Source organism: Myxococcus sp. MISCRS1, from assembly GCF_026626605.1.
In the GTDB taxonomy this organism is placed as follows: domain Bacteria; phylum Myxococcota; class Myxococcia; order Myxococcales; family Myxococcaceae; genus Myxococcus; species Myxococcus fulvus.
In genome coordinates this window covers 1641212-1662693 of record NZ_JAPNKB010000001.1, presented here as the reverse complement: position 1 = coordinate 1662693, position 21482 = coordinate 1641212, and the positions used below count along the sequence as shown (strand labels likewise).

At 71.3% G+C, this 21482-nt stretch carries 18 protein-coding genes; 8 read left to right on the top strand and 10 right to left on the bottom strand.

The window, feature by feature from the left end; genetic code table 11:
- From OWM54_RS06480 to purL, 3 genes are all read left to right on the top strand, one after another.
- Positions 1–1260, top strand: coding sequence for a hypothetical protein (locus tag OWM54_RS06480; protein ID WP_267696912.1), 1260 nt, complete (start codon positions 1–3; stop codon positions 1258–1260).
- A gap of 87 nt (positions 1261–1347) precedes the next feature.
- Positions 1348–2511 (top strand): NAD-dependent epimerase/dehydratase family protein, encoded by a 1164-nt coding sequence (locus tag OWM54_RS06475; RefSeq protein WP_267696911.1) that lies wholly within the window; start codon positions 1348–1350, stop codon positions 2509–2511.
- Positions 2512–2674: 163 nt separating this feature from the next.
- Positions 2675–6586, top strand: coding sequence for a phosphoribosylformylglycinamidine synthase (gene purL / locus OWM54_RS06470; protein ID WP_267696910.1), 3912 nt, complete (start codon positions 2675–2677; stop codon positions 6584–6586).
- A 146-nt stretch (positions 6587–6732) separates the two neighbouring features.
- On the opposite strand, the gene msrB is transcribed toward purL, so the two are convergent.
- Positions 6733–7155, bottom strand: a complete 423-nt coding sequence (gene msrB, locus OWM54_RS06465; RefSeq protein WP_141327068.1) for a peptide-methionine (R)-S-oxide reductase MsrB — start codon at positions 7153–7155, stop codon at positions 6733–6735.
- 211 nt (positions 7156–7366) lie between these two features.
- Between msrB and OWM54_RS06460 the strand changes: the two genes are divergently transcribed.
- Positions 7367–7783, top strand: a complete 417-nt coding sequence (locus OWM54_RS06460) for a CBS domain-containing protein (protein ID WP_223746498.1) — start codon at positions 7367–7369, stop codon at positions 7781–7783.
- A 61-nt stretch (positions 7784–7844) separates the two neighbouring features.
- On the opposite strand, the gene thrS is transcribed toward OWM54_RS06460, so the two are convergent.
- The 5 genes from thrS to OWM54_RS06435 all read right to left on the bottom strand — a co-directional run bounded on the left by thrS (position 7845) and on the right by OWM54_RS06435 (position 13175).
- A complete protein-coding gene (thrS, locus tag OWM54_RS06455) occupies positions 7845–9047 on the bottom strand; it encodes a threonine--tRNA ligase (protein WP_223746499.1) in 1203 nt (400 codons plus the stop codon).
- A 266-nt stretch (positions 9048–9313) separates the two neighbouring features.
- On the bottom strand, positions 9314–9694 hold the full coding sequence (locus OWM54_RS06450; protein ID WP_267696909.1) for a hypothetical protein: 381 nt from the start codon (positions 9692–9694) through the stop codon (positions 9314–9316).
- 125 nt (positions 9695–9819) lie between these two features.
- Positions 9820–10086, bottom strand: a complete 267-nt coding sequence (locus OWM54_RS06445; RefSeq protein WP_223746501.1) for a hypothetical protein — start codon at positions 10084–10086, stop codon at positions 9820–9822.
- Between the two features lie 155 nt (positions 10087–10241).
- Positions 10242–12104, bottom strand: a complete 1863-nt coding sequence (locus OWM54_RS06440) for an OPT/YSL family transporter (RefSeq protein WP_267696908.1) — start codon at positions 12102–12104, stop codon at positions 10242–10244.
- A gap of 51 nt (positions 12105–12155) precedes the next feature.
- On the bottom strand, positions 12156–13175 hold the full coding sequence (locus OWM54_RS06435; RefSeq protein ID WP_267696907.1) for a hypothetical protein: 1020 nt from the start codon (positions 13173–13175) through the stop codon (positions 12156–12158).
- Positions 13176–13258: 83 nt separating this feature from the next.
- Between OWM54_RS06435 and OWM54_RS06430 the strand changes: the two genes are divergently transcribed.
- Together OWM54_RS06430 and OWM54_RS06425 are read left to right on the top strand one after the other, a co-directional pair.
- Entirely contained in the window at positions 13259–14077 is an 819-nt protein-coding gene (locus OWM54_RS06430; protein ID WP_267696906.1) for a methylase, read from the top strand.
- A 133-nt stretch (positions 14078–14210) separates the two neighbouring features.
- Positions 14211–15527: a carbamoyl-phosphate synthase gene (locus tag OWM54_RS06425; RefSeq protein ID WP_267696905.1), complete on the top strand. Its 1317-nt coding sequence runs from the start codon at positions 14211–14213 to the stop codon at positions 15525–15527.
- Positions 15528–15581: 54 nt separating this feature from the next.
- Here the strand turns inward: OWM54_RS06425 and OWM54_RS06420 are convergent, their stop codons facing one another.
- From OWM54_RS06420 to OWM54_RS06410, 3 genes are all read right to left on the bottom strand, one after another.
- Positions 15582–17030 carry a pyridoxal-dependent decarboxylase gene (locus OWM54_RS06420; protein ID WP_223746506.1) on the bottom strand — a complete coding sequence of 483 codons (1449 nt, stop codon included), beginning with the start codon at positions 17028–17030 and terminating at the stop codon, positions 15582–15584.
- Complete coding sequence (locus OWM54_RS06415) at positions 17027–17878, bottom strand: glycosyltransferase family 2 protein (RefSeq protein ID WP_046712620.1); 852 nt, start codon at positions 17876–17878, stop codon at positions 17027–17029. The genes OWM54_RS06420 and OWM54_RS06415 overlap by 4 nt, the downstream gene beginning before the upstream one ends.
- A 148-nt stretch (positions 17879–18026) precedes the next feature.
- Complete coding sequence (locus tag OWM54_RS06410; RefSeq protein ID WP_141327083.1) at positions 18027–18281, bottom strand: hypothetical protein; 255 nt, start codon at positions 18279–18281, stop codon at positions 18027–18029.
- 192 nt (positions 18282–18473) lie between these two features.
- On the opposite strand from OWM54_RS06410, the gene OWM54_RS06405 reads away from it, so the two are divergent.
- The gene (locus tag OWM54_RS06405; protein ID WP_267696904.1) at positions 18474–19241 is read left to right on the top strand and encodes an arginyltransferase; all 768 of its coding nucleotides are present in this window, start codon (positions 18474–18476) and stop codon (positions 19239–19241) included.
- A 10-nt stretch (positions 19242–19251) separates the two neighbouring features.
- Here the strand turns inward: OWM54_RS06405 and OWM54_RS06400 are convergent, their stop codons facing one another.
- Positions 19252–20148: an alpha/beta hydrolase gene (locus tag OWM54_RS06400; RefSeq protein ID WP_248546418.1), complete on the bottom strand. Its 897-nt coding sequence runs from the start codon at positions 20146–20148 to the stop codon at positions 19252–19254.
- A 220-nt stretch (positions 20149–20368) separates the two neighbouring features.
- On the opposite strand from OWM54_RS06400, the gene OWM54_RS06395 reads away from it, so the two are divergent.
- Positions 20369–21472: a glycosyltransferase gene (locus OWM54_RS06395; protein WP_267696903.1), complete on the top strand. Its 1104-nt coding sequence runs from the start codon at positions 20369–20371 to the stop codon at positions 21470–21472.
- Positions 21473–21482 lie beyond the last annotated feature (10 nt).

Below are 21482 nucleotides of genomic sequence, written 5' to 3'. Positions count from 1 at the left end.
GTGGCGCCGCGGCTCGCCGTCCTCGCGGCCTTGTTGGCGCCGATGGGGACGGGGGCCTTCTGGGTGAAGGACCACGAGGCCCTGACGCGGGTCGCCATCGAGCGGGCGACCCAGGCGTCGCCGGGCCTGGAGAAGCACCGTGACGCGGTCCTGCACGGTGCGACGGCGGAGGACCTCAACCTCCACGTGAAGTGGACCGGGTGGCACCACTACTTCCGGCCGGAGGGGAGGGTGGACTCGGGGCCGCGCGAGGGCTCGGCGGCGCGGGTGCGCAAGCTGTGGGAGGAGGCGCTGGACGCGGCGCGTGGAGGAGACCTGGCGCGCGCGTGGGACAGGGCCGGACACCTGGCGCACCACATCCAGGACGTGGCCTCGCCGCCGCACGTGGTGCCGGTGAGCCATGGCTTCTCGGACGGGTTCGAGGGCTGGGGCCTGCGCGGCGTGCTGGAGCAGCTCCCCACGCGCGAGGTGGCGCCGATGTCCGGGTCCGACGCGCAGCTGGCGCTGGCGCGGGAGACCCTGGAGGTGGTGCGCACGCAATCGCTGCGCGCCGAGGATGGGACGCGGATGGCCTGGCGTGCGTTCTGGGTGGAGCCGGACGCGGCGCTGCAGGGTGCGTTCGGTGGGTATGGCGCGTCTGGGAAGGTCTTTGGACAGACGGAGGGTGTCTCGCCGGAGGCCTTTGATGTGTTCATGGCGGACCGGGCCGCCGCGGCGATTGCCTATACCCAGTCATTCCTCACCTGGGCGGCTCAGCGCTTCCAGGAGGTCGCCGAGCCCGGCGCCGTCTGGGTTTCGACTGGCGACTACAGCCCCGCGCCGGAGCTGTCCTTCCAGTTGCTGGGAGGCATGACACGCGACGCGCGAGGCGGCGCACCCGTCGCCGGGTTTCGCGCGGGGCTGCCACTTCCGTACGCGTCGCGGTTGTCCTTCGAGTGGATGCGCGGCGTGGGGCTGGGACGTCGTCCCCTGGCGACGGGAGGCTTCAGCCTGTCGTTGTCGTCGCCACCCTTGTGGGCGTGGCGGCCGACGTACGCGGTGGGCGTGGACGTGCGGGCCTCGCTGGGGGCGGGCGTGTTCTCGTGGGAGGGGGGCTCGCGCTTCGGGGTGCCCGTGGGCCTGCGGGCGCAGGCGGCGCTGGGGGCGTTGTTCATCGCGAGCGCGGAGGCGCGCTACCAGGGCCTGCGCCCGCTCACCGACGACTGGACCCATGGGTTCGTGTGGACGCTGGGATGGGGCGTGGCGCTGGGAGACCGCTGACCCGACGCTTGCCCGGGAATGAAACAGGCGGGCTCGCGTTGTCCGGCGCGTCCCCCCGAGCACACCACGGCCCCTGGAGCCGTCGTCATGAAGACCTCGCGTAGGAAGTTCCTGGTGTATTCCGCCACGGGTGCGTCGCTGCTCGCGCTCGGGCCCGAGTCATTGGCCGCGTCGAAGATGTCGGTGAAGAAGCGCATCCTCATCCTGGGAGGCACGGGCTTCCTCGGGCCCGCGGTGGTGGAGGCCGCGCGGGTGCGAGGCCACTCGCTGACACTCTTCAACCGCGGCAGGACGCGTCCGGAGCTCTTCCCCGACGTGGAGAAGCTGCGCGGCGATAGAGACCCCGACAAGGACGAGGGCCTGAAGGCGCTGAAGGGCCGCAAGTGGGACGCGGTGGTGGACACGTCCGGGTACTACCCGCGCATGGTCCGCGCGTCGGCGGCGCTGCTGGCGCCGAACGTGAAACAGTATGTCTTCATCTCCAGCGTCTCCGCGTACGCCAGCGACAAGACGCCGGGCGAGGACGAGCGCGGCCCCACCGCGACGCTCGCGGACCCCAACGTGGAGACGATGGGCAAGGACTACGAGTTCTACGGCGGGCTCAAGCGCGCGTGCGAGGAGGCCGCCGAGGCGGCGCTGCCGGGGCGCGTGGCCAACATCCGCCCGGGCTACATCGTCGGACCGGATGACCGCTCGGACCGCTTCACGTACTGGCCCGTGCGCTTCGACCAGGGCGGGGAGATGCTGGCGCCCGGCACGCCGAAGGACCCGCTGCAGATCATCGACGTGCGCGACCTGGCCGAGTGGCTGGTGCTGCTCATCGAGGGCCAGGTGAACGGCGTGTTCAACGCCGTGGGGCCCGCGGAGGCGTGGTCGATGGGCGCCATGCTCGACACCTGTCGGAAGGTGACGGGCAAGGACACGAAGGTGACGTGGGTGCCCGCGGAGTTCCTGGAGAAGCAGGGCGAGACGGGCGACGTGAGGCTGCCCATCTACATGCCGCCCACCGGCACCAGCGCGGGCACGCACCTGCGCTCCAACGCGAAGGCGGTGAAGGCCGGGCTCACGTTCCGCCCCGTGGACGTCACCGTCCGCGACACGCTGGCGTACTTCAAGGGCCTGCCACAGGAGCGGCGCGACAAGCCGCGCGCGGGCCTGCCACGGGAGCGTGAAGCGGAGCTGCTCGCGCTGTGGCGCAAGGCCCAGGAGGCGCCGAAGCCCGTGCCCGCAGCTTCCGGCAAGGGCGGGTAATTCCGGCTCTCCTACGTGCCGCGCCAGCGCTGACGTGTGAGGGGCACCCACCGTGCCCCCTGTCCGTCCGGGCAGCGAGCGGGCTGGCACGAAGTCTGTGCTCGCCCTCGCGACACACGGTGATAAGGACGCCCCGGCTGTTACCCAGGGCCTACCCTTTCCCATGTCCAGCATGCACTTCCTGCGCGGCGCTCCCGTCCTCTCCGAATTCCGGCTCGCCAAGCTGCTCGCGCAGTGCCGCGAGCAGGTGCCCTCCGTGTCGTCCGTCTACGCGGAGCACGTGCACTTCCTCGACGCCCCGGAGCCCCTGTCCGGTGACGAGCAGGCGATGCTCGGCCGGCTCCTCGAGTATGGCCCCAGGGTCCCCTCGGGGGAGCGCGCGGGCAGCCTGCTGCTCGTCGTGCCGCGTCCGGGCACCATCTCTCCCTGGTCCTCGAAGGCGACGGACATCGTCCACAACTGCGGCCTGGGCGCGAAGGTGCGCCGGCTGGAGCGCGGCCTCGCGTACTTCGTGGCGGGTCCGCAGGGACGTCCGCTGGAGCGCGAGCAGGTGGACGCGCTCGCGCCGGTGCTGCATGACCGGATGACGCAGGCGGTGCTCACGCGGATGGAGGACGCGGCCGTGCTGTTCTCCACGCACGAGCCCCGGCCGCTCACCACGGTGGACATCCTGGGCGGCGGCAAGGGCGCGCTGGACCGGGCCAACCGCGAGCTGGGGCTGGCGCTCGCGGACGATGAAATCGACTACCTGGTGGCGCGCTTCACGGAGCTTTCGCGCAACCCCACGGACGTCGAGCTGATGATGTTCGCGCAGGCCAACAGCGAGCACTGCCGGCACAAGATCTTCAACGCCAGCTGGACGCTGGACGGCAAGCCGCAGGAGCGCTCGCTCTTCCAGGCCATCAAGAACACCTACGCCCAGCACCAGGAAGGCGTGCTGTCCGCCTACAAGGACAACGCGGCCGTCATCGAGGGCTTCACGGTGGACCGCTTCTTCCCGGACGCGGACACGGGCGAGTGGGGCACGGTGCGCGAGCCGTCCCACATCATGGTGAAGGTGGAGACGCACAATCACCCGACGGCGATTTCGCCGTACCCGGGCGCGGCGACCGGCGCGGGCGGAGAGATTCGCGACGAGGGCGCCACCGGTCGCGGCGCGAAGCCGAAGGCGGGCCTGACGGGCTTCACCGTCAGCCACCTGCGCATCCCCGGCCACGAGCGGCCGTGGGAGCAGCCCTACGGCAAGCCGGACCGCATCGTCTCCGCGCTGGACATCATGATGGATGGCCCCCTGGGCGGGGCCGCGTTCAACAACGAGTTCGGCCGGCCCAACCTCGCGGGCTACTTCCGCAGCTTCGAGGCGCAGGTGTCCACGCCCGAGGGCGTGGAGGTGCGCGGCTACCACAAGCCCATCATGATCGCCGGCGGCCTGGGCAACATCCGCGCCGAGCACGTGAAGAAGGGCCAGCTCAAGCCCGGTGACAAGCTCATCGTGCTGGGCGGCCCGGCGATGCTCATCGGCCTGGGCGGCGGCGCGGCGTCCTCCATGGCGCAGGGCGCGAGCGCGGCGGACCTCGACTTCGCCTCCGTGCAGCGGGACAACGCGGAGATGGAGCGGCGGTGTCAGCAGGTCATCGACCAGTGCTGCGCGCTGGGCGAGAAGAACCCCATCCGCTCCATCCACGACGTGGGCGCGGGCGGCCTGTCCAACGCGCTGCCGGAGCTGGCGCACGACAACGCGCTGGGCGGGAGGCTGGAGCTGCGCGCGGTGCCCAACGCGGAGCCGGGCATGTCGCCGCTCGAAATCTGGTGCAACGAGGCCCAGGAGCGCTACGTGCTGGGCGTGGCGCCGGAGGACCTGACGCGCTTCACCGCGTTCTGCGAGCGCGAGCGCGCGCCCTTCTCGGTGCTGGGCGAGGCGACCGAGTCCCAGGTGCTGAAGCTGTCCGACGAGCGGCTGGGCACGCCGCCCATCGACCTGCCGATGGACGTGTTGTTCGGCAAGGCGCCGCGCATGCACCGCGACGCGACCACGCGCGCGCTGGAGCACGCCCCGCTGTCGCTGCCCTCGGACTTGAAGTCGATGGCCGAGCGCGTGCTGAGCCACCCGACGGTGGCGGACAAGTCGTTCCTCATCACCATCGGCGACCGCTCGGTGTCGGGGCAGGTGGCCCGGGACCAGATGGTCGGCCCGTGGCAGGTGCCGGTGGCCGACTGCGCGGTGACGCTGTCCACGGTGACGAGCACCACGGGCGAGGCGATGTCCATGGGCGAGCGCACGCCGCTGGCCGTGGTGGACGCGGCGGCCTCCGCGCGCATGGCGGTGGGCGAGGCGCTCACCAACATCGCCGCGGCGCGCATCGGCAAGCTGTCCGACGTGAAGCTGTCCGCCAACTGGATGGCGGCGGCGGGCAGCCCGGGTGAGGACGCGCAGCTCTACGCCGCGGTGAACGCGGTGGGCATGGAGCTGTGTCCGGCGCTGGGGCTCACCATCCCCGTGGGCAAGGACTCGATGTCCATGCGCACCGTGTGGCAGGACGGCGGCGAGAAGAAGACCGTGACGTCCCCGGTGTCGCTCATCATCTCCGCCTTCGCGCCGGTGCTGGACGTGCGCAAGTCGCTCACGCCGCAGTTGGTGGACGTGGAGCTGGACACGCGGCTGGTCTTCGTGGACCTGGCGCGCGGGCAGCAGCGGCTGGGCGGCTCCATCCTCGCGCAGACGCACGCGCAGGTGGGCCCCAAGGTCCCCGACGTGGAGGACCCCGCGCTGCTCGCGGGCTTCTTCTCGGCGGTGCAGGCGCTGAGCTCCGAGGGGCGGCTGCTCGCCTATCACGACCGCTCCGACGGCGGCCTGTGGGCCACGCTGTGCGAGATGGCCTTCGCGGGCCGCTGCGGCGTGGACGTGGACCTCACGAAGCTGGGCCCCGACGCGGTGGCGGCGCTCTTCAACGAGGAGCTGGGCGCCGTGGTCCAGGTGCGCGCGGGCGACGTGGCGCGCGTGTGCGAGGTGCTGGAGCAGCACGGGCTGGGGGTGCACTGCCACGAGCTGGGGCGGCCCACGCCGAAGCTGGAGGTCCGTGTCCGGCACGGTGAGCGGGTGCTCCTGTCCGAGGGCACCATGGACCTGCGCCGCGTCTGGTCGCGCGTCAGCTACGAGCTGCAGAAGCTGCGCGACAACCCGCTGTGCGCGGAGCAGGAGTACGCGACCAAGTGCGACGCGTCCAACCCGGGCCTGTCGCCGCTGTTGACGTTCGACGTGTCCAAGGACGTGGCCGCGCCCTTCGTGGGCAAGGGCGCGCGTCCCCGCGTGGCGGTGCTGCGCGAGCAGGGCGTCAACAGCCAGCAGGAGATGGCGGCGGCGTTCACCCGCGCGGGCTTCCTCGCGGTGGACGTGCACATGAGCGACATCCTCGCGGGCCGGGTGTCGCTGAAGGACTTCCACGGCGTGCTGGCGTGCGGCGGCTTCTCCTACGGAGACGTGCTGGGCGCGGGTGGCGGCTGGGCCAAGTCCATCCTATTCAACCCGCGCGCCCGCGACGAGTTCGCCGGCTTCTTCGCGCGCTCGGACAGCTTCGGGCTGGGCATCTGCAACGGCTGCCAGATGATGTCCGGGCTCAAGGACATCATCCCCGGCGCGGAGCACTTCCCGCGCTTCGTGCGCAACGCCTCGGAGCAGTACGAGGCGCGGCTGGGGCTGGTGGAGATTGCCCGCACGCCGTCGCTCTTCTACCAGGGCATGGAGGGCAGCCGGATGCTCATCGCCGTGGCGCACGGCGAGGGGCGCGCGGAGTTCTCCGACGATGCGGAGGCCGCGCGCGTCAACGGCTCGGGCTTCATCACCACGCGCTGGGTGGACAACCACGGCCAGGTGGCGTCGACGTACCCGGCCAACCCGAACGGCTCGCCGCACGGAATCGCGGGCGTCACCACGAAGGACGGCCGCTTCACCGTGACGATGCCGCACCCCGAGCGCGTCCACCGGCTGGTGCAGCACTCGTGGCGGCCCCGCGAGTGGACGGGCGATGACGGCCCGTGGATGCGCATGTTCCGCAACGCCCGCGCCTGGCTGGGCTGAGGCGCTGTCAGAAGGTCCCGGCTCGATGCCGCGAGCCAGGGCCGAGGTTTCGGCAGGTGTCAGGTCGTCCCCGCTCCTGCTCCGCGCTCGCGACGAACACCCGGCCCGGGCTCGATGAACCGAGCGGGGCCGGGGGCTTGCAGCGCTTACGCCCGGACCAGCTCCAGCGGCTGGCCCTCGGGCACGTGCTTCATCGCCACCGAGTTCATGCAGTAGCGCAGGCCGGTGGGCGGGGGGCCGTCGGGGAAGACGTGCCCCAGGTGGCCGTCGCAGCGGGCACAGCGCACCTCGGTGCGGACCATTCCGTACGAGCGGTCATCGATCTGCGTCACCGCGTCCGGTCCCACCGCCTGGGTGAAGGACGGCCAGCCGGTGCCGGACTCGAACTTGGTGCCCGACTTGAACAGCGGATTGCCACAGCCGGCGCACACATAGGTGCCCGGCGTCTTCGTGCCCAGGAAGCACCCCGAGCCCGGACGCTCCGTGCCGTGCCTGCGCAGGACGTCGTACTCCTCGGGCGTCAGGCGCTCGCGCCACTGCGCATCGCTGAGGGTGAGCTTGTCGACCATGCCGTCACGCTCCTTTGCCCGGGTCCACGCCCGGGAGCTTCAGTCAGATGCGCATCCTGCCCAATCGTCGCGCTCGCTGGCCAACCTGGAATGACGGCGGCCGTGTGCCCGCCCGCTGCTCCGCCGAGCCCGGGTGCCTTCCTGCCGGTGGGCCGCGCCGACCTCATGGTTGAGGACGCAGTCCTACCCTCAACCCGTCAGCGGAGGCGCCATGCGGATTTTCGAACTGATGACGCGGAACGTGGAGACCATCGAGGCGGACGAGCCGCTGCGGGTCGCCGCCCTGCGGATGCGCGAATGCAACATCGGCGCGCTCCCCGTCACCGAGGGCGGACAACTGGTGGGCATGCTGACGGACCGCGACATCACCGTGCGCTCCACCGCCCTGGGCCAGGACCCCAACACCACGCGCGTGCGTGAGGTGATGACGACAGCCCTCATCACCTGCGAGCCGGACGCGGGGCTCGATGTGGCCGAGCAGATGATGGAGGACAAGATGGTGCGCCGGCTCGTCGTGGTGGACGAGGCCCGTCGCCCGCTGGGCATCCTGAGCCTGGATGACCTGGCCACCGTGCCCGCGGAGGTGCTGCGCGCCGGCGTGGTGCTGGAGCACCTGCAACACGCGTAGCCGTCCTCCAGGAACCGAGGGGCGCGAGGAGCAGACCGCTCTCGCGCCCCTCGGGGCTTCATCACGCCGGGACTCCGGGGACACACGCGGACACCAGCTCCGCGAGGCCCGCGTCCCACGAGACATCCCGCTGGGCGCCATCCCGCTGTCGCAGGCGCAGGCCCTTCGCCTGCACCTCGCGCGCGCCCACCACCACGAGCCAGGGGACACCTCCCTGGTGCGAGTCCAACACCTTGCGCGACAGCGACTCCTGCCGCGCGTCCACGCGGACGCGGCAGCCCGCCCGCCGCAGGCTGAAGGCGACGTCGCGCGCGTACTCCTGCGCGGCGTCACCCACGGGCGCCACCACCACCTGCTCGGGCGCGAGCCACGCGGGCAGGGCGCCCTGGTGGTGCTCGAGCAGCACGCCGATGAACCGCTCCAGGCTGCCCAGGAGCGCGCGGTGAAGCATCACCGGACGCACCCGCAGGCCCTGGGAGTCCTGGTATCGCAGGTCGAAGCGCTCGGGCAGCACGAGGTCGAGCTGAATCGTCCCGCACTGCCACTCGCGCCCCAGCCTGTCTTTCAAGACGAACTCCAGCTTGGGGCCGTAGAAGGCCCCCTGACCCGGTTGGTACTTGCACTCCAACCCCGCCTGTCTCGCCGCGTCCGAGAGCCAGGCCTCGGCCTGGTCCCAGACGGCGTCGCTCCCCGCGCGGGAGGCGGGACGCCCGGAGAAGGCCACCTGGACGTCGTGGAAGCCCAGGCCCGCGTAGAACTCGCGCAGCGAGCGCGCGAAGTTCACGACCTCTTCCACCACTTGCTCGGGGGCACAGAAGATGTGCCCGTCGTCCTGCGTGAACTGACGCAGCCGGAACAGGCCATGCAACGCGCCGCCCGGCTCGCTGCGGTGGACCAGTCCGAACTCACTCATGCGCAGGGGCAGGTCGCGGTAGCTCAGGGACATGCGCCGCACCAGCTCGATGTGGCCCGGGCAGCTCACCGGCTTGAGCGCGAGCGGCCGCCCGCCGTCCTCCACGAGGTACATGTTCTCGCGGAAGTTCTCCCAGTGGCCGCTGCGCTCCCACAGGGGCTGCGCGTAGAGCTGCGGCGTACGGACCTCGAGGTAGCCCTCGCGCTGCATGCGCTGGCGGATGTGCTCCTCCAGCAGGCGGAACAACAAGAGCCCTCGGGGGTGCCAGAAGACCATTCCCGCCGCCTCCTCCTGCAGGTGGAAGAGGTCCAGGCGTTGGCCGAGGGCGCGGTGGTCGTTTTCGTCGAGCATTGCTTCGTCTCCGGTACGGAAGGTTTGGGAAGGCCTTGCCGGACGGAGCGCTGAGCGAACACACGGTTGCCCCGGCCGGTGAAGGCGGGGCGAGAAGCCGTGCGGTCGTCAGCTCACTTCACGACGCGCACCGCTCCACACCTCGCCGTAGCGAGTCGTGGTGCGGGTGGTCGTGGTGACGTTGACGATGCTCACGCGAACAAGATGCAAGCGGGCCTGGAAATTGTCAACCAGACCCGCGGGCAACCCCTCACGGGTCAGGGGACTCAGCAGTCGTAGCGGCCGGCGATGCAGTAACAATAGCCCTCGACATCGCCACGGCAGCACGGCTGCGTGCCGGCCCGGCAGCTCTGTCCATCCATCGCCGAGCACGAGCGATAGTCGCCCGGACACACCGCCGGCGGGCAGAGCTTCCTGACCCCGTCACACGTCACGCTCCGGCCTTCGAGGGTGCTGCAGGTACTTCCCGTGCAGGAGATGAACGTCCCGTTCGGGCAGTCCGTCATGCAGGTCACGAGCTCCTGGCGGGTTTGCGCCAGCTCGACGTCCGCCGGGCCTTCATCGACTTGCACCTCGAGCGCCTCGCCACCACAGGCCAGCAACGAGACGCCGAGGATTGCCACCATCATCACCAGCACGCGCTTCATGAGGACTCCCGCGGAAGAACGACGTGGGACCGCCTGCGACCCATGAGGGTCGTTTCCATGTTTTCCCATGAGAGCGCGTATTTGTGCGAGCCGCGCCCCGCGGTGAAGTGCTCGCGAGCGGACGTCTACAGACAGTGGTAGCGCCGCGTCGTTGGATCGCAGGCGCACCACAGGAGGAACTCTCCATCGCAGCAGTCCACCCGGCGCACGCAGCGCTGGCCCTCGTAGATGGCGCACTGAGGGAGGTCCCCCGGGCAGGTGACCAGCTCCTGGGAGACCTCCTGCGTGGGCTCGGTGGAGAGGCGCTCCCCGTCCGCCTCGGACGTGGGGCCACCGCAGCCCAGCCACGCCATGCTGAACAACGACACACACAACACGAAGACACGCTTCATGGGACGCCCTCGAATCGGGTTCACGGGCTCCGGCCGCACCGTGCGAGGGACTGTGCCATGTTCACTTCGGGTGTGTCAGGAATGGGGGCTTCCCGCAACTGTCAAGGGCGTCGCGGAGCCGGGCGCCTCGGGCCCCGGCTCCGCCACCGACCGGCTCACGCCAGCAGCGACGCGAGGCCAATCATCCCGGCGATGAGGAAGAAGAGCGACTCGCCCGCGATGAGGCCGCCGCCCGCCAGGGACATGGTGCTCATGTCCTCGGGGAGCGCCTCGCCCTGTGCGGGGCTGCCCGCGGAGGCCGGCGCGCGCTTCTTCGTGACGGTGTTCCACACGGACGCGATGACCCCGCCCGCGCCGAACCACAGCGCCACCGGGAAGGCCACGAAGCCGCCGAAGGAGGACGCATAGGGGCTGGCCAGCACCAGCGAGTCCATGGTCCAGCCCACCGCGAAGCCCGCGCGCGAGCCCTTGATGTAGCGCTGGTAGCCCGGGTTGGCGTGCAGCACCTTGCGCAGCGCCTGGATGCCGAAGCCCAGCCCCAGGCCGAGCAGCATCGCCTTCACCTTGGTGTCCGACAGCGAGCCCAGGTCGCGGATGGCGCCCACCAGCTTGTACGTCATCGCCGAGCCCCACTGGCCCACCTCGGCGTTGGGGTTGTCGAGCTGGTTGATGGCGAGCGCGGGGTAGGCCGTCATGAACACGCGCGCCAGGCCCACGCACAGCAGCGCGCCCATGATGACGCCCATCACCTGGTAGCGGAACTGGATGACGCGGTTGGTGCCCAGGCGCCACCCGGTGGAGCGGTCCTGCTGCATGTCGCAGCCCACGGAGGTGGAGATGAGCAGGATGGTCGCGGCCATCAGCGCCACCAGCGGGTTCTTCAGGCCCAGCAGCGACATCATCATGATGGAGATGACGAACGCGCTGGAGATGGGGTTCTGGTCGGTGATGCCGTAGGAGATGCCGTTGATGAGCACGAACAGCAGCGCCAGCGCGAGGCCGAAGAGCAGCCAGCCCAGGGGCTGACCCAGCACCGCGGTGCCCACCACCAGCGTCGCCGCGCCCCAGCCGAGGACCCAGGCCAAGAGCCGGGGCAGGTTGACCTTCTTCCACGCGGGCTCCTCGTCCTTCGGCGCGTCGGCCTGGGCCTTCACGCGCGCCACCGCCTGCACCGCGAGCAGCGACAGGTCCACCACCGCCGCGCCGCAGATCATCGCCAGGCCGATGAGGAAGCCAATCTTGCGGAACGGGTCCTCGGGACCGAGCCAGCCGATTTCACGCAGGTGCGGCACCTGCCATGCGCCGATGACGGCCATCAACACCGCGGGGATGGTGATGCGGCTGCCGACAATCATGCCCGCGCCCAGCGTGGCGGCGCTGGTGCCGATGGCGGCCACGACGGCGATCTTCTCCGTCATCCACGCGGCGATGGCGCCCAGCAGCGTGCCGCCGCCCAGCTTGGAGATGGAGGCCTTGAGCAGCCGCTTGTCGGTCAGCGCGCGCAGGATGTTGGCCACCGCGAAGCCCGACGGGTAGTCGAGCTGCAGCCGGTCCACGAGCAGCGGCGTGTAGAGCATGCCCACGCCGACGGCGAACATGCCCACGCAGCCGACGAAGAGCATCAGGTGCCACGCGGGGGGCATCTCCATGCCCAGCCACACCATGGCCTGGATGAGCACCGACATGGCGCACAGCGAGGCCACCGACGCGGCCATCGTCTGCATGTAGTTGGCGCCGTGCTTGCCCTCCGCGCCGTAGCCGTACGTGACGGCGCTGCCGAGGATGCCGGCGAGCACCTGGCCTCCGACGAAGAAGCCCACGCTGAAGTTCATGTACGACGCGGCGATGCCACCCAGGGGCCCGAGGATGAACAGGGCCACCGCGCTCAAGAGCAGGTGGTACTTCCAGGTCCCGACGGGAGGCAGCCAGCCGAAGCGCGGCTGGAGGTTGTCGGAGTCGGGGGGCGTCGAGGACGAGGGGGGCTCCGGGTGGGGGAGCGGCTGGACGGGAGATGCCATTGGGCCGGGAGGCTACCGGCGTTCCACGCCGCTGTCACAACCCGGGACGTTTCATCGCCCATTCAAGAAGGGGAGCGCTCGCAGGGCGGCGCGAAGCCGGGCCCGCTCCTTCCAGATTTGGAGGCCGTGGAAGACGGCCAGGGTCACGAGGCAGGCGATGCCGAGCGTGACGTAGCGACGGATGAGGTCACCCTCGGACCAGCCGTGGTCCTCGACCAGTCGGCTCGGGTCGCTCAGGCCCACGCCCTCCATGCGGCCGAAGGGGATCTCCTCGGCGTCGGTCCGCGCTCGCCACCAGGTGTGGAAGCCGTCCCAGAAGGCGAGCGCGCCGATGAAGACGAAGCCCCAGCGCAGGCCTCTCGCGTGGAGGTGGCCGCCGGGCCGGGCGTGGAAGGACGCGACCAGGAGCGTGCCCAGAATCAGCATCCCCGCGTCTCCGCCGAAGACGATGAACACCTCGGTGCGCCACAGGGGGATGACCAGCGTGCAGAAGGCCTGGGCGACGAGCAGCACCGTGCTCCAGGCCATCCAGTTCCAGCGGCGCAGCTTCCAGCCGCGCCACGCCCAGAAGCCGAGGGCTCCCGCGAGCATCGCCGCCAGCGAGTACCAGCGCTCGGAGCCCGTGGGCGTGACCCACGGGGCCGGGATGGCGGGGATGCCGCACAGCCACGCGGTGACCGCGTGCCCGACCTCGTGGACGTACATGGTGAGCAGCCGCACGATGAAGCGCGCGGAGCCGGTGGCCACCAGATAGCCCACCAGCAATGCCAGGGGCACGACGACGAGGCGCAGGCGCAGCTCGTGGACGGCGTCCTCCTCACCCGCGTCGATTGACGGTGTGCTCGCGGGCAGGACCTCCGAGCGCGGCTCCGGAGGCGCGAGCCACGCGGGGTCGACCTCGAAGGGCGCGGGGGCCTGCTCGGCGGCCTCGCGCTGGGCGCGCTCCTCCTCGGCCTTGCGCGCGGCGCGGGCCTCGGCGCGGGCGTAGATGATACCGCAGCGAGGACACTCGGCCCCCTGCACTCGGGGCGCCTGACAGCCGGGGCAGGTGAGGGCGGACGCGGGGCGCACGGAGGTGGAGCCTAAAGCCTCCGCGCTCCAGACGAAAACCGGGGTGCTTGACGCGATGGGGCCGCCTCATCGAAGACCAGGACATGTCCACGCTCGACGCGAAGACGCGGGGGCGCACCGCACCCGGAAGGCTGCGCGCGCTCGATGCCTTCCTGTGCCGCTTCGAGCCCACTTTGCTGTCACGCGTCGACGGTCCGTGGGCCCATGCCGTCTTCGTGGACGTGGGCTTCGGCGAACATCCGTGGACGACGCTCGAGAGCGCCAGCGCCTTTCGCGCGCTCCACCCCGAGCTCGTCGTCATCGGCGTGGAGCTCGATGACGCGCGGGCCCTCGCCGCTCGAGCCCATGCGGGGCCTCGCACCCACTTCCGTCAAGGCGGCTTCGCGCTGCCGCTGTCCCCGGAGGAGCCCGCCCGCCTCGTGCGGGCCATGAACCTCCTGCGACAGGGACCCGTGGAGCGCGTCGCCGAGGTGCACCACGCGCTCAGCCGCTTCCTGCTCCCCTCGGGGCTGCTCGTGGAGGGCAGCTCGGACCCGGAGGGTTCCGTTCTCACCGCGCACCTGCTGCGTCGCTCCGACAGCGCTCCCGAGTCGCCGCCCGCTCGCGAGGCCCTGCTCTTCCACACCGACTTCCGCCAGGGCTTCGCGCCGCTCTTGTTCCGCGACTGGCTGCCGCGTGACTTGCGCCGCCGCGTGCGTCCCGGTGAGCCCATCCACGCCTTCTTCATGTCCTGGGTCGACGCGTGGAAACAGGCTCGCGACGCCGGCCACTCCGCGCCCGCGGATGCCTTCCGCGAGTCTGTCTCACGTTTGTGTCATCAGGTGGACGGCGTCTCCACGGACTCATGGCTGCTCGACTCCGGTTACCTGCTATGGCGGCCGCCGACAGGTGTGGCGTCCTGACGCATGGGGCCGGGCAACCCCATCCCCATCCACCCCAGATGATTCGCCCTCCAATCAAGCGCCGCGAAGAGGGAGGGGCAAATGGCGGAGGGGGCGGATATGGTGTGGGGCCCTCCAACGGGAGACAGCACAGGTGCAGGCAGAAGACGTGAAGGTGCAGCAGTCGGCGACAGAGCGCGTGGGAGAGCGGCCGGCCGCGCTGCTCTTCTCCGCTGGCTTCTATGGGACGCTCGCCGCCGCGCGGTGCTTCGGGCGCAATGGCATCCGCGTCACCGTGGCGGACCCCGGACGGCTGGGCCCCGCGAGCTGGTCGCGCTTCGTCGGACAGCGCGTGCAGTGCCCTCCCGAGTCCCAGCCCGAGGCGTTCCTCGCGTGGCTCCTCGACTTCGGAGCCCGGGCGCCCATGAGCCACGTGCTGTATCCGACGAGCGACGAGCTGGCGTGGCTGGTGTCCGTGCACGCGAAGGAGCTGTCGCGCTACTTCCACCTCTACGACCCCGGCATCGACGCCGTCTACGGGCTGCTCAACAAGCGCAAGCTCTTCGAGGCGGGCCAGTCGGTAGGGCTGACGCTGCCGCGCACCTGGTTCCCCGAGTCCGAGGCGGACCTGGAGAGCATCTCCCGCGAGGCGCGCTTCCCCGTCCTCATCAAGCCGACGACGCAGATCCTCTACTCCACGCACCGCAAGGGCCTGCCCGTCGCGGAGCCCTCGCAGCTCGTGGAGGAGTACCGCGCCTTCGCGCGCGACGGCTACGCGCCCATGCTGGTGAAGTTCGACCCGGCCGTGGCGCGGCCCATGGTGCAGGAGTTCCACCCCGAGGCGGCCCAGGGCATCTACAGCCTGTCGGGCTTCGTGGACCGCACGGGCGCGCTGTTCGAGGTGCGCGGCGCCATGAAGGTGCTCCAGCGTCCGCGCCGCCTGGGCGTGGGCGTGTGCTTCGAGTCCGCGCCGGTGCGCCAGGACCTGGCCGACGGCCTGCGCAAGCTGTGCGCGAAGCTGGGCTACCACGGCGTCTTCGAGGTGGAGTTCATCCAGACGAAGGACGACTTCCTGCTCATCGACTTCAACCCGCGCTACTACGGGCAGATGGGCTTCGACATCGCGCGCGGGCTGCCGCTGCCGCTCATGGCCTATCACGCGGCGCTGGGTGACTTTGACGCGCTGGAGCGCGTGGGGCAGTCGGCGCGCGCATGGACGGGACGCGGCGAGGTGTTCTGCAACCGCATCGCCCTGGAGATGCTGCTCAACCTCCAGCGGCTGTCCGGCGCGCTGCCCGCCGACGAGGCGAAGCAGTGGCGACGCTGGCTGCGGACGCACCGTCAGGTGGCGGTGGACCCGCTCATCGACTCGGATGACCCGATGCCGTCCGCGGTGGAGGTGGCGCAGATCCTCTACGGCTCCGCGCGCCACCCGCGCGCCTTCCTGCGGATGATGGTGCTCAACCGCTAGCAGGCCCTCGCCGCCCGTGTGTCAGCGCACGGGCGGCGGACCTCGACGCAGCGCTCAGGCCGCCTCGGGCTTTCCCGGGCTCTTCGCCACCGTGTCGAGCGCCACCTGGTCCTCGAACGTCTCCGCCCGGCGCAACAGCCGCGCCTCGCCGCCGTCCAGCGCGATGATGGCCGGCTGCGGATACGAGAAGGACGTCGCGAACGGCACGAAGTACGCGCCCGCGTCCATGATGGCCAGCGTGTCACCCTCGACCAGCTGGGGCAGTCGCTTGGCGTGGTACAGCGTGTCGCCCGGCGTGCAGATGGGGCCCACCACCGTGTAGACGCGCTCGGCGGGCGCGTCCGGCCGGTCCACGTGGAAGAGCTGGTGGTACTCGTTGCGCACGCACTCGGCATGGTTCACGCCCGCGTCGAGCACCGCCCACGTCCGGTCCTCGCCCGCCTTGAGCGTGTGCACGCTACCGAGCAAGAGCTGCGTGTCGCCCGTCATGGCGCGGCCCGGCTCCAGGAAGATGCGCGGCCGTGCGCGCCCCTTCTTCGCGTAGTGCGACTCCACCATCTCCACCACGAGCGCCACGTAGCGCGAGATGTCCAGCGATGCCGCCGGGTCCGGCGCCGGCACGTCCCGGAAGAAGGTGAGGTTGAGGCGCCAGTCGCGCTCGGCGATGTGCTCCACCGACGGCGTGCAGAGGCTGCCGCCCAGATCCAGCACCTCCAGGTCCAGCCCCAGCTCCTGGTGCAGCGTGTCCGTGAAGCCGAGCACCGCCTCCACGAAGCCCGTCAGCTCGCCCTCGGTGCGGATGGTGGCGCCCCGGTGCGCGTGCAGGCCCACCACGTCCAGGTGCGACGACGCCCGCGCCTGCGCATACGCCCTGAGCGCCGCGCCGCCCGCGATGGGCGTGCCGAATTGCGCCGCCCAGCCGCTGTCCGTGCTCACCCGCACCGCCACGCGCGGACGCTGGTCCAGCTCCGCCGCGACGCGCGCGAACAGGCCCAGCTCCTCCGCGTGGTTCGCGGCGAGCAGCTGGATGCCCCGGCCGATGGCCTCGCGCACCGAGGCCTCCGACTTCACCGGGCCGTTGTAGACGATGCGCTCGGGCGCGACGCCCAGCCGCAGCGCCAGCCACAGCTCGTAGGCGGAGATGATTTCGGCGCCCACGCCCATCCCGTGCAGCACCTCCAGCACGCCGGGGATCGGGTTCGTCTTGTACGAGTAGAACACCTCGCACCCGCCCGCGCGTCCCGGGGGCACCGCGAGGAAGCGCTCCACGTTGCGCTGGAGCGCCGCCAGGTGCACCACGTGCAGCGGCGAGCCGAAGCGCTGCACCAGCGACTTGAGCGCCACGCCCTCCAGGCTCAGCCCCTGGCCGGGGACGTGCTGGAGCCCCCAGTACGAGGCGGGAATCTGCGTGCGCGCGGGCGCCATGGCCCGCTGGAGCACGGGCCTGAGCGTCTGCTTCACCTGACGCTTGGCCGTGCCGACGAACCGACTCTTCAAGCTCATGAGACCCGGCCCTGCTTGGGCAGCCACAAGGGCAGCTTCTTGGCGATGTCGAACGGCAGGGTCCGCATGAGCAGCTGCAGCGCGCGGTACTCCAGCGCGCCGTTCGTCTTGCGGTACTTGCCGTGGATCATCTCGTTGGACTGCATCACCAGCGTGCCGTCCTTGCCCAGGTTGTGCATCAGCGAGGGCCGGCCGGTGCGGTAGTGCAGGATGGGGCGGTCCACGTAGACGTGGCCGAAGGCGCGGATGCCGCGCAGGTAGAAGTCCACGTCCTCGTAGACGGGGATGGACGCGTCGAAGCCGCCCAGCGTCGCGAAGTGCTCGCGGCGCACCATGCACGCGGAGTTCACGTACAGCGTCCCGCGGAACAGGATGTGCGCCACCGTCCACGCGCTGTTGGGCGTGCTGGCGCCCACCTTGGCCGCCCACTGGAAGTACTCGCTCTTGTCCTTGAGCCAGTCCGCGTCGTCACCGAACGGCACCACCCAGCCCACCGCCACGCCCGCGTCGGGCCGCGCGTCCAGCGCGCTCACCATGGCGTGCAGCGCGCCCTCGGCGAGCATGTCGTCGTCGTCCAGGAAGTGCAGGTAGCGGCCCCGGGCCAGCGTCACGCCGTGGTTTCGCACCACCGCGGGGCGCCCCTTGGACGGCGGGTCGTTCACCACGTAGCGCACGCGCGAGTCGCCCAGCCCCTCCACCGACGCCCGGGCGGTGCCCTCCGGCGTGTCATCCAACACGATGACCTCGACGTGGACCCCCTCCTGGCGGAGCACCGAGCGGATGGCCTCCACCACTTCCTTCTCTCGTCGGTGGGTGGGCATCACCACCGAGACATCGATTGCGGACATGTCAGGCTTATATGCGTTCGCGCCGGGGCCTGAGAAGACGCCTCCGGGTTGGCGCCGCCGCCAGGCTTGCGCGCACGCCTGCTCCACGCGCAAGGGTTGCGGGAACGTGCGTTCTCAAAATGGATGAGCTTGAGAAGCGGCGCGGGCGTCAGTAGCTCGCCACCGCGAAATCGAAGTCGTCGGAATCCCACCCGGGGTCCTGCTCGACCTGCCGGGAAATCGCCGTCCGTGGGGCAACGATGTCCTGCTCCGCGAGGCGGGCCTCCACTCGGGGGCGCCGCATCGCCAGGCCCTGGCCATCCCACTCGCGGCCCCCCAGCCGGGCGCGGGGCGAGGTGTCCTGGACCTCCACGTCGACATGGGCCAGCCGGTCCATCCAGGGCTGCAGGCAGTCTCTCGCCATGTGCTTCCGCCTTCGCGTGGGGGTTGACGGGGAGAGGTTGCAGTCGTCATGCCATGGACCTGGTAGGGCGGGGGGCCGTCGGACGCGTGACAGGAGGGCGTGCGGGGCGCGGCCCGCCGGCCACGGTGGGCGTCCGGGAGCCCTCCGGCGACTTGACGCCGGACCGAGGGCCGGACAGGAACATGGACGCAAATGGCCCTCCTGCTGGCACACGACGTCGAGCCCCCGCGCCCCTGCAGCTACCTGCCCGAGCGGCAGGCCTCGCTGGAGAACCTGGTGCTGCGGGACGTGTCGCCGGAGGAGTACGAGCACCTGCTGGTGCGCGGCTGGCGGCGCTTCGGGCCGGTGTACTTCCGGCCCGCCTGCGCGGACTGCCAGGAGTGCGTGTCGCTGCGCGTCCCGGTGGAGGGCTTCCGGCCCAACCGCAGCCAGCGCCGCGCCCGGGCCGCGTGCGCCCACCTGCGGGTGGAGGTGGGCGTGCCCAAGGCCGACGAGGAGCGGCTGGCGCTCTACCGGGCCTGGCACGCGGAGCGCGAGGCCGCGCGGGAGTGGGAGCCCTCGCCGCTCACGGTGCGCGAGTACTCGCTCCAGTTCTCCTTCCCGCACCCCTCCGCGCGCGAGGTGGCCTGGTACGACGACGCGGCGGAGGGCGGCCCCCGGCTGGTGGCGCTGGGCATCTGCGACGAGACGCCGCGCGCGTGGAGCGCGGTGTACTTCTTCTACGACCCGGACTACGCGCGGCTGTCCCCGGGCACGGCCAACGTGGTGTTCCAGGTGGAGCTGGCCAAGGCGCGGGGCATCCCCCACGTGTACCTGGGCTTCCGCGTCCAGGCGTGCGCGTCCCTGCGCTACAAGGGCGGCTTCCGTCCGCACGAGCTGCTCCAGGGGCGGCCCGCGCTGGACGCGGAGCCGGATTGGGTGCCCGCGTCGGACGCGCCGGAGCCCGAGCCCGGCCCCTGAGCCGCGTGGCTCATCCCGCGCCCAACAGCGCCCGGTCGAAGTGCTCGCGCAGCCGGCGCGCGTACTCCTCCGGGGCCACGCGGGCGTACTCGCCATGGCCCGCGCCCTCGACGACCCAGAGCGTCTTGGGCTCGCAGGCCGCGCGGAACAGGCTGGCCTGGAGCTTGGCGGGCGCGTCCGGGTCCACGTCGCCGTTGACGAGCAGGAGCGGGCGGCCCTTGAGCTGGCACATGCCGTCGATGGGGCGCACCGCGTCCACGTCCACGCCCGCGCGGCGCAGCGTCCACAGCACCGGCTCCGCGCTCAGTGCGCCCCACCTGCCGTAGCCCGAGTACACGTCCGCCTCCAGCGCGGGGTACGCGCCCGCGGCGGCCACCGCCTTCACGCGCGCGTCGTGCTCGGCCACCAGCAGCGCGGTGGTGCCGCCCATGGAGAAGCCGAAGAGCCCCAGCCTGGCGGGGTCCACGTCCGGCCGCGCCGCCACGAAGTCCAGCGCGGCCGTCACGTCGCGGCGCTCCAGGTCTCCCCACGTCACGCGGTCTCCGCCGCTCTCCCCATGGGCGCGCAGGTCGAACAGCAGCACGCCGTAGCCGGCCCGGGCCAGCGCGCGGGCCTCGAAGAGCAGCTGCGCGCGGTTGTCCGCGAAGCCATGCACCAGCACCACCGCGGCGCGGTTCTGCGAGGGCACGTACCAGCCGCGCAGCGTCAGCCCGTCCGCGTTGGTGAAGGCGACGTCCCGCATCGCGTCCAGCTCCGGCGCGGCGGACGGCCGCGTCACCGGCACGTGGGGCGGGTGCAGCAGGCCCTGGCCGATGCGGTGCCCCTTCACGACGAGCAGCCCCACGGACGCGAGCACGCCGAGGAGCAGGACCAGGGGGAAGACGAGTCGTGGACGGAGCGCGGTCATCACGGAGCGTGACAGGACGGGAGAGCCCGGCGGTCTGCCCGGGCGCCGGCGGAGCGTACGCCGGGAGGCGCGCGATGTGTCGCCAGGAGACGTTGCAGCCGTCCGTCTTGTTGGCGGCCGTGACACCCTTGGGTTACGGTGCACCCGCCTTCAGGGAGTGGGGGGCTGGATGCTGGTGCCGGTGCCACGAGACGCCTCGAAAGACCCTGGGAGGAAGCGAGTGCTGTTCACGCTCGTGTTCCTGGGCGGAGGCGGCATCGAGCGCTCGGTGTGCAACGTCCTCGCGGGGCTGGACCCCCGGCGCTTCGCCACCCGGCTGTTCTTCCACCACCGACCGCCACCAGGACGCGAGGACCGGCTGCCCGCGAACACCGAGGTCTCCTGGGCCACCGACTCCTACGACTACCACCGGCAGAACCTGCCCCTGTACCTGTGGCACCTGTTGCGCCATGCCCGCGAGGCGGACGTCATCGTCGCGGGGCAGGAGGGGCGCGCGGCGCTGTTGGCCTGCCTGGCCGGGAAGCTGCTCGGCAAGCCCGTGGTGGGGATGATCCACTTCGACTGGGGCGCCTTCCACCGCGAGCAGCCGCGCCGCCAGCTGTGGGGCCTGCGGCTGCTCTACCCGCGCATGCAGCGCATCGTCGCGTGTGGCCATGACACGGCGCGCTCCTTCCAGTCCCTGGTCCCCGTGCCCGAGGAGCGGCTGCAGGTCATCCCCAACTTCGTGGACGGGGAGGTGGTGCGCGCCGCCGCGGACGGGCCGGTGCCGGACTGGGCGGGCCCCGTCTTCGAGCGCCCGGTGGTCATCGCCGTGGGCCGGCTGGAGCCCCAGAAGGGCTTCGACGTGCTCATCCGCGCCCATGCCCTGGCGCGCCAGGAGGGCGTGGACCACCACCTGCTCATCCTGGGGGTGGGTTCGCTGGAGACCGAATTGAAGGCGCTGGCGCGCTCGCTGGGGGTGGAGTCGAGCGTGTTCATGCCGGGCTTTGCGTCCAATCCTCACGCGCTGATGCGCCGCGCGGCGGTGTTCGCGCTGTCCTCCCGGTTCGAGGGGCTGCCCATGGTGCTCCTGGAGGCGCTCGCCCTGGGGTGCCCGGTGGTGAGCACCGACTGCCCGTCCGGCCCCGCGGAGGTGCTGGAGAATGGGCGGCACGGCGTGCTGGTTCCAGTGGAGGACGCCCCGGCGCTGGCCCAGGCGCTGGCCCGAGCCGTCTCGGACGAGGTGCACCGCAAGGACCTTGCCCGGAAGGCCCGGGCCCGCGCGGAGGAGCTGTCCTCGGCCAAGGCGCTGGGGGCCTGGGAGGCGCTCCTGGACTCGCTCTGAAAGGAATCCC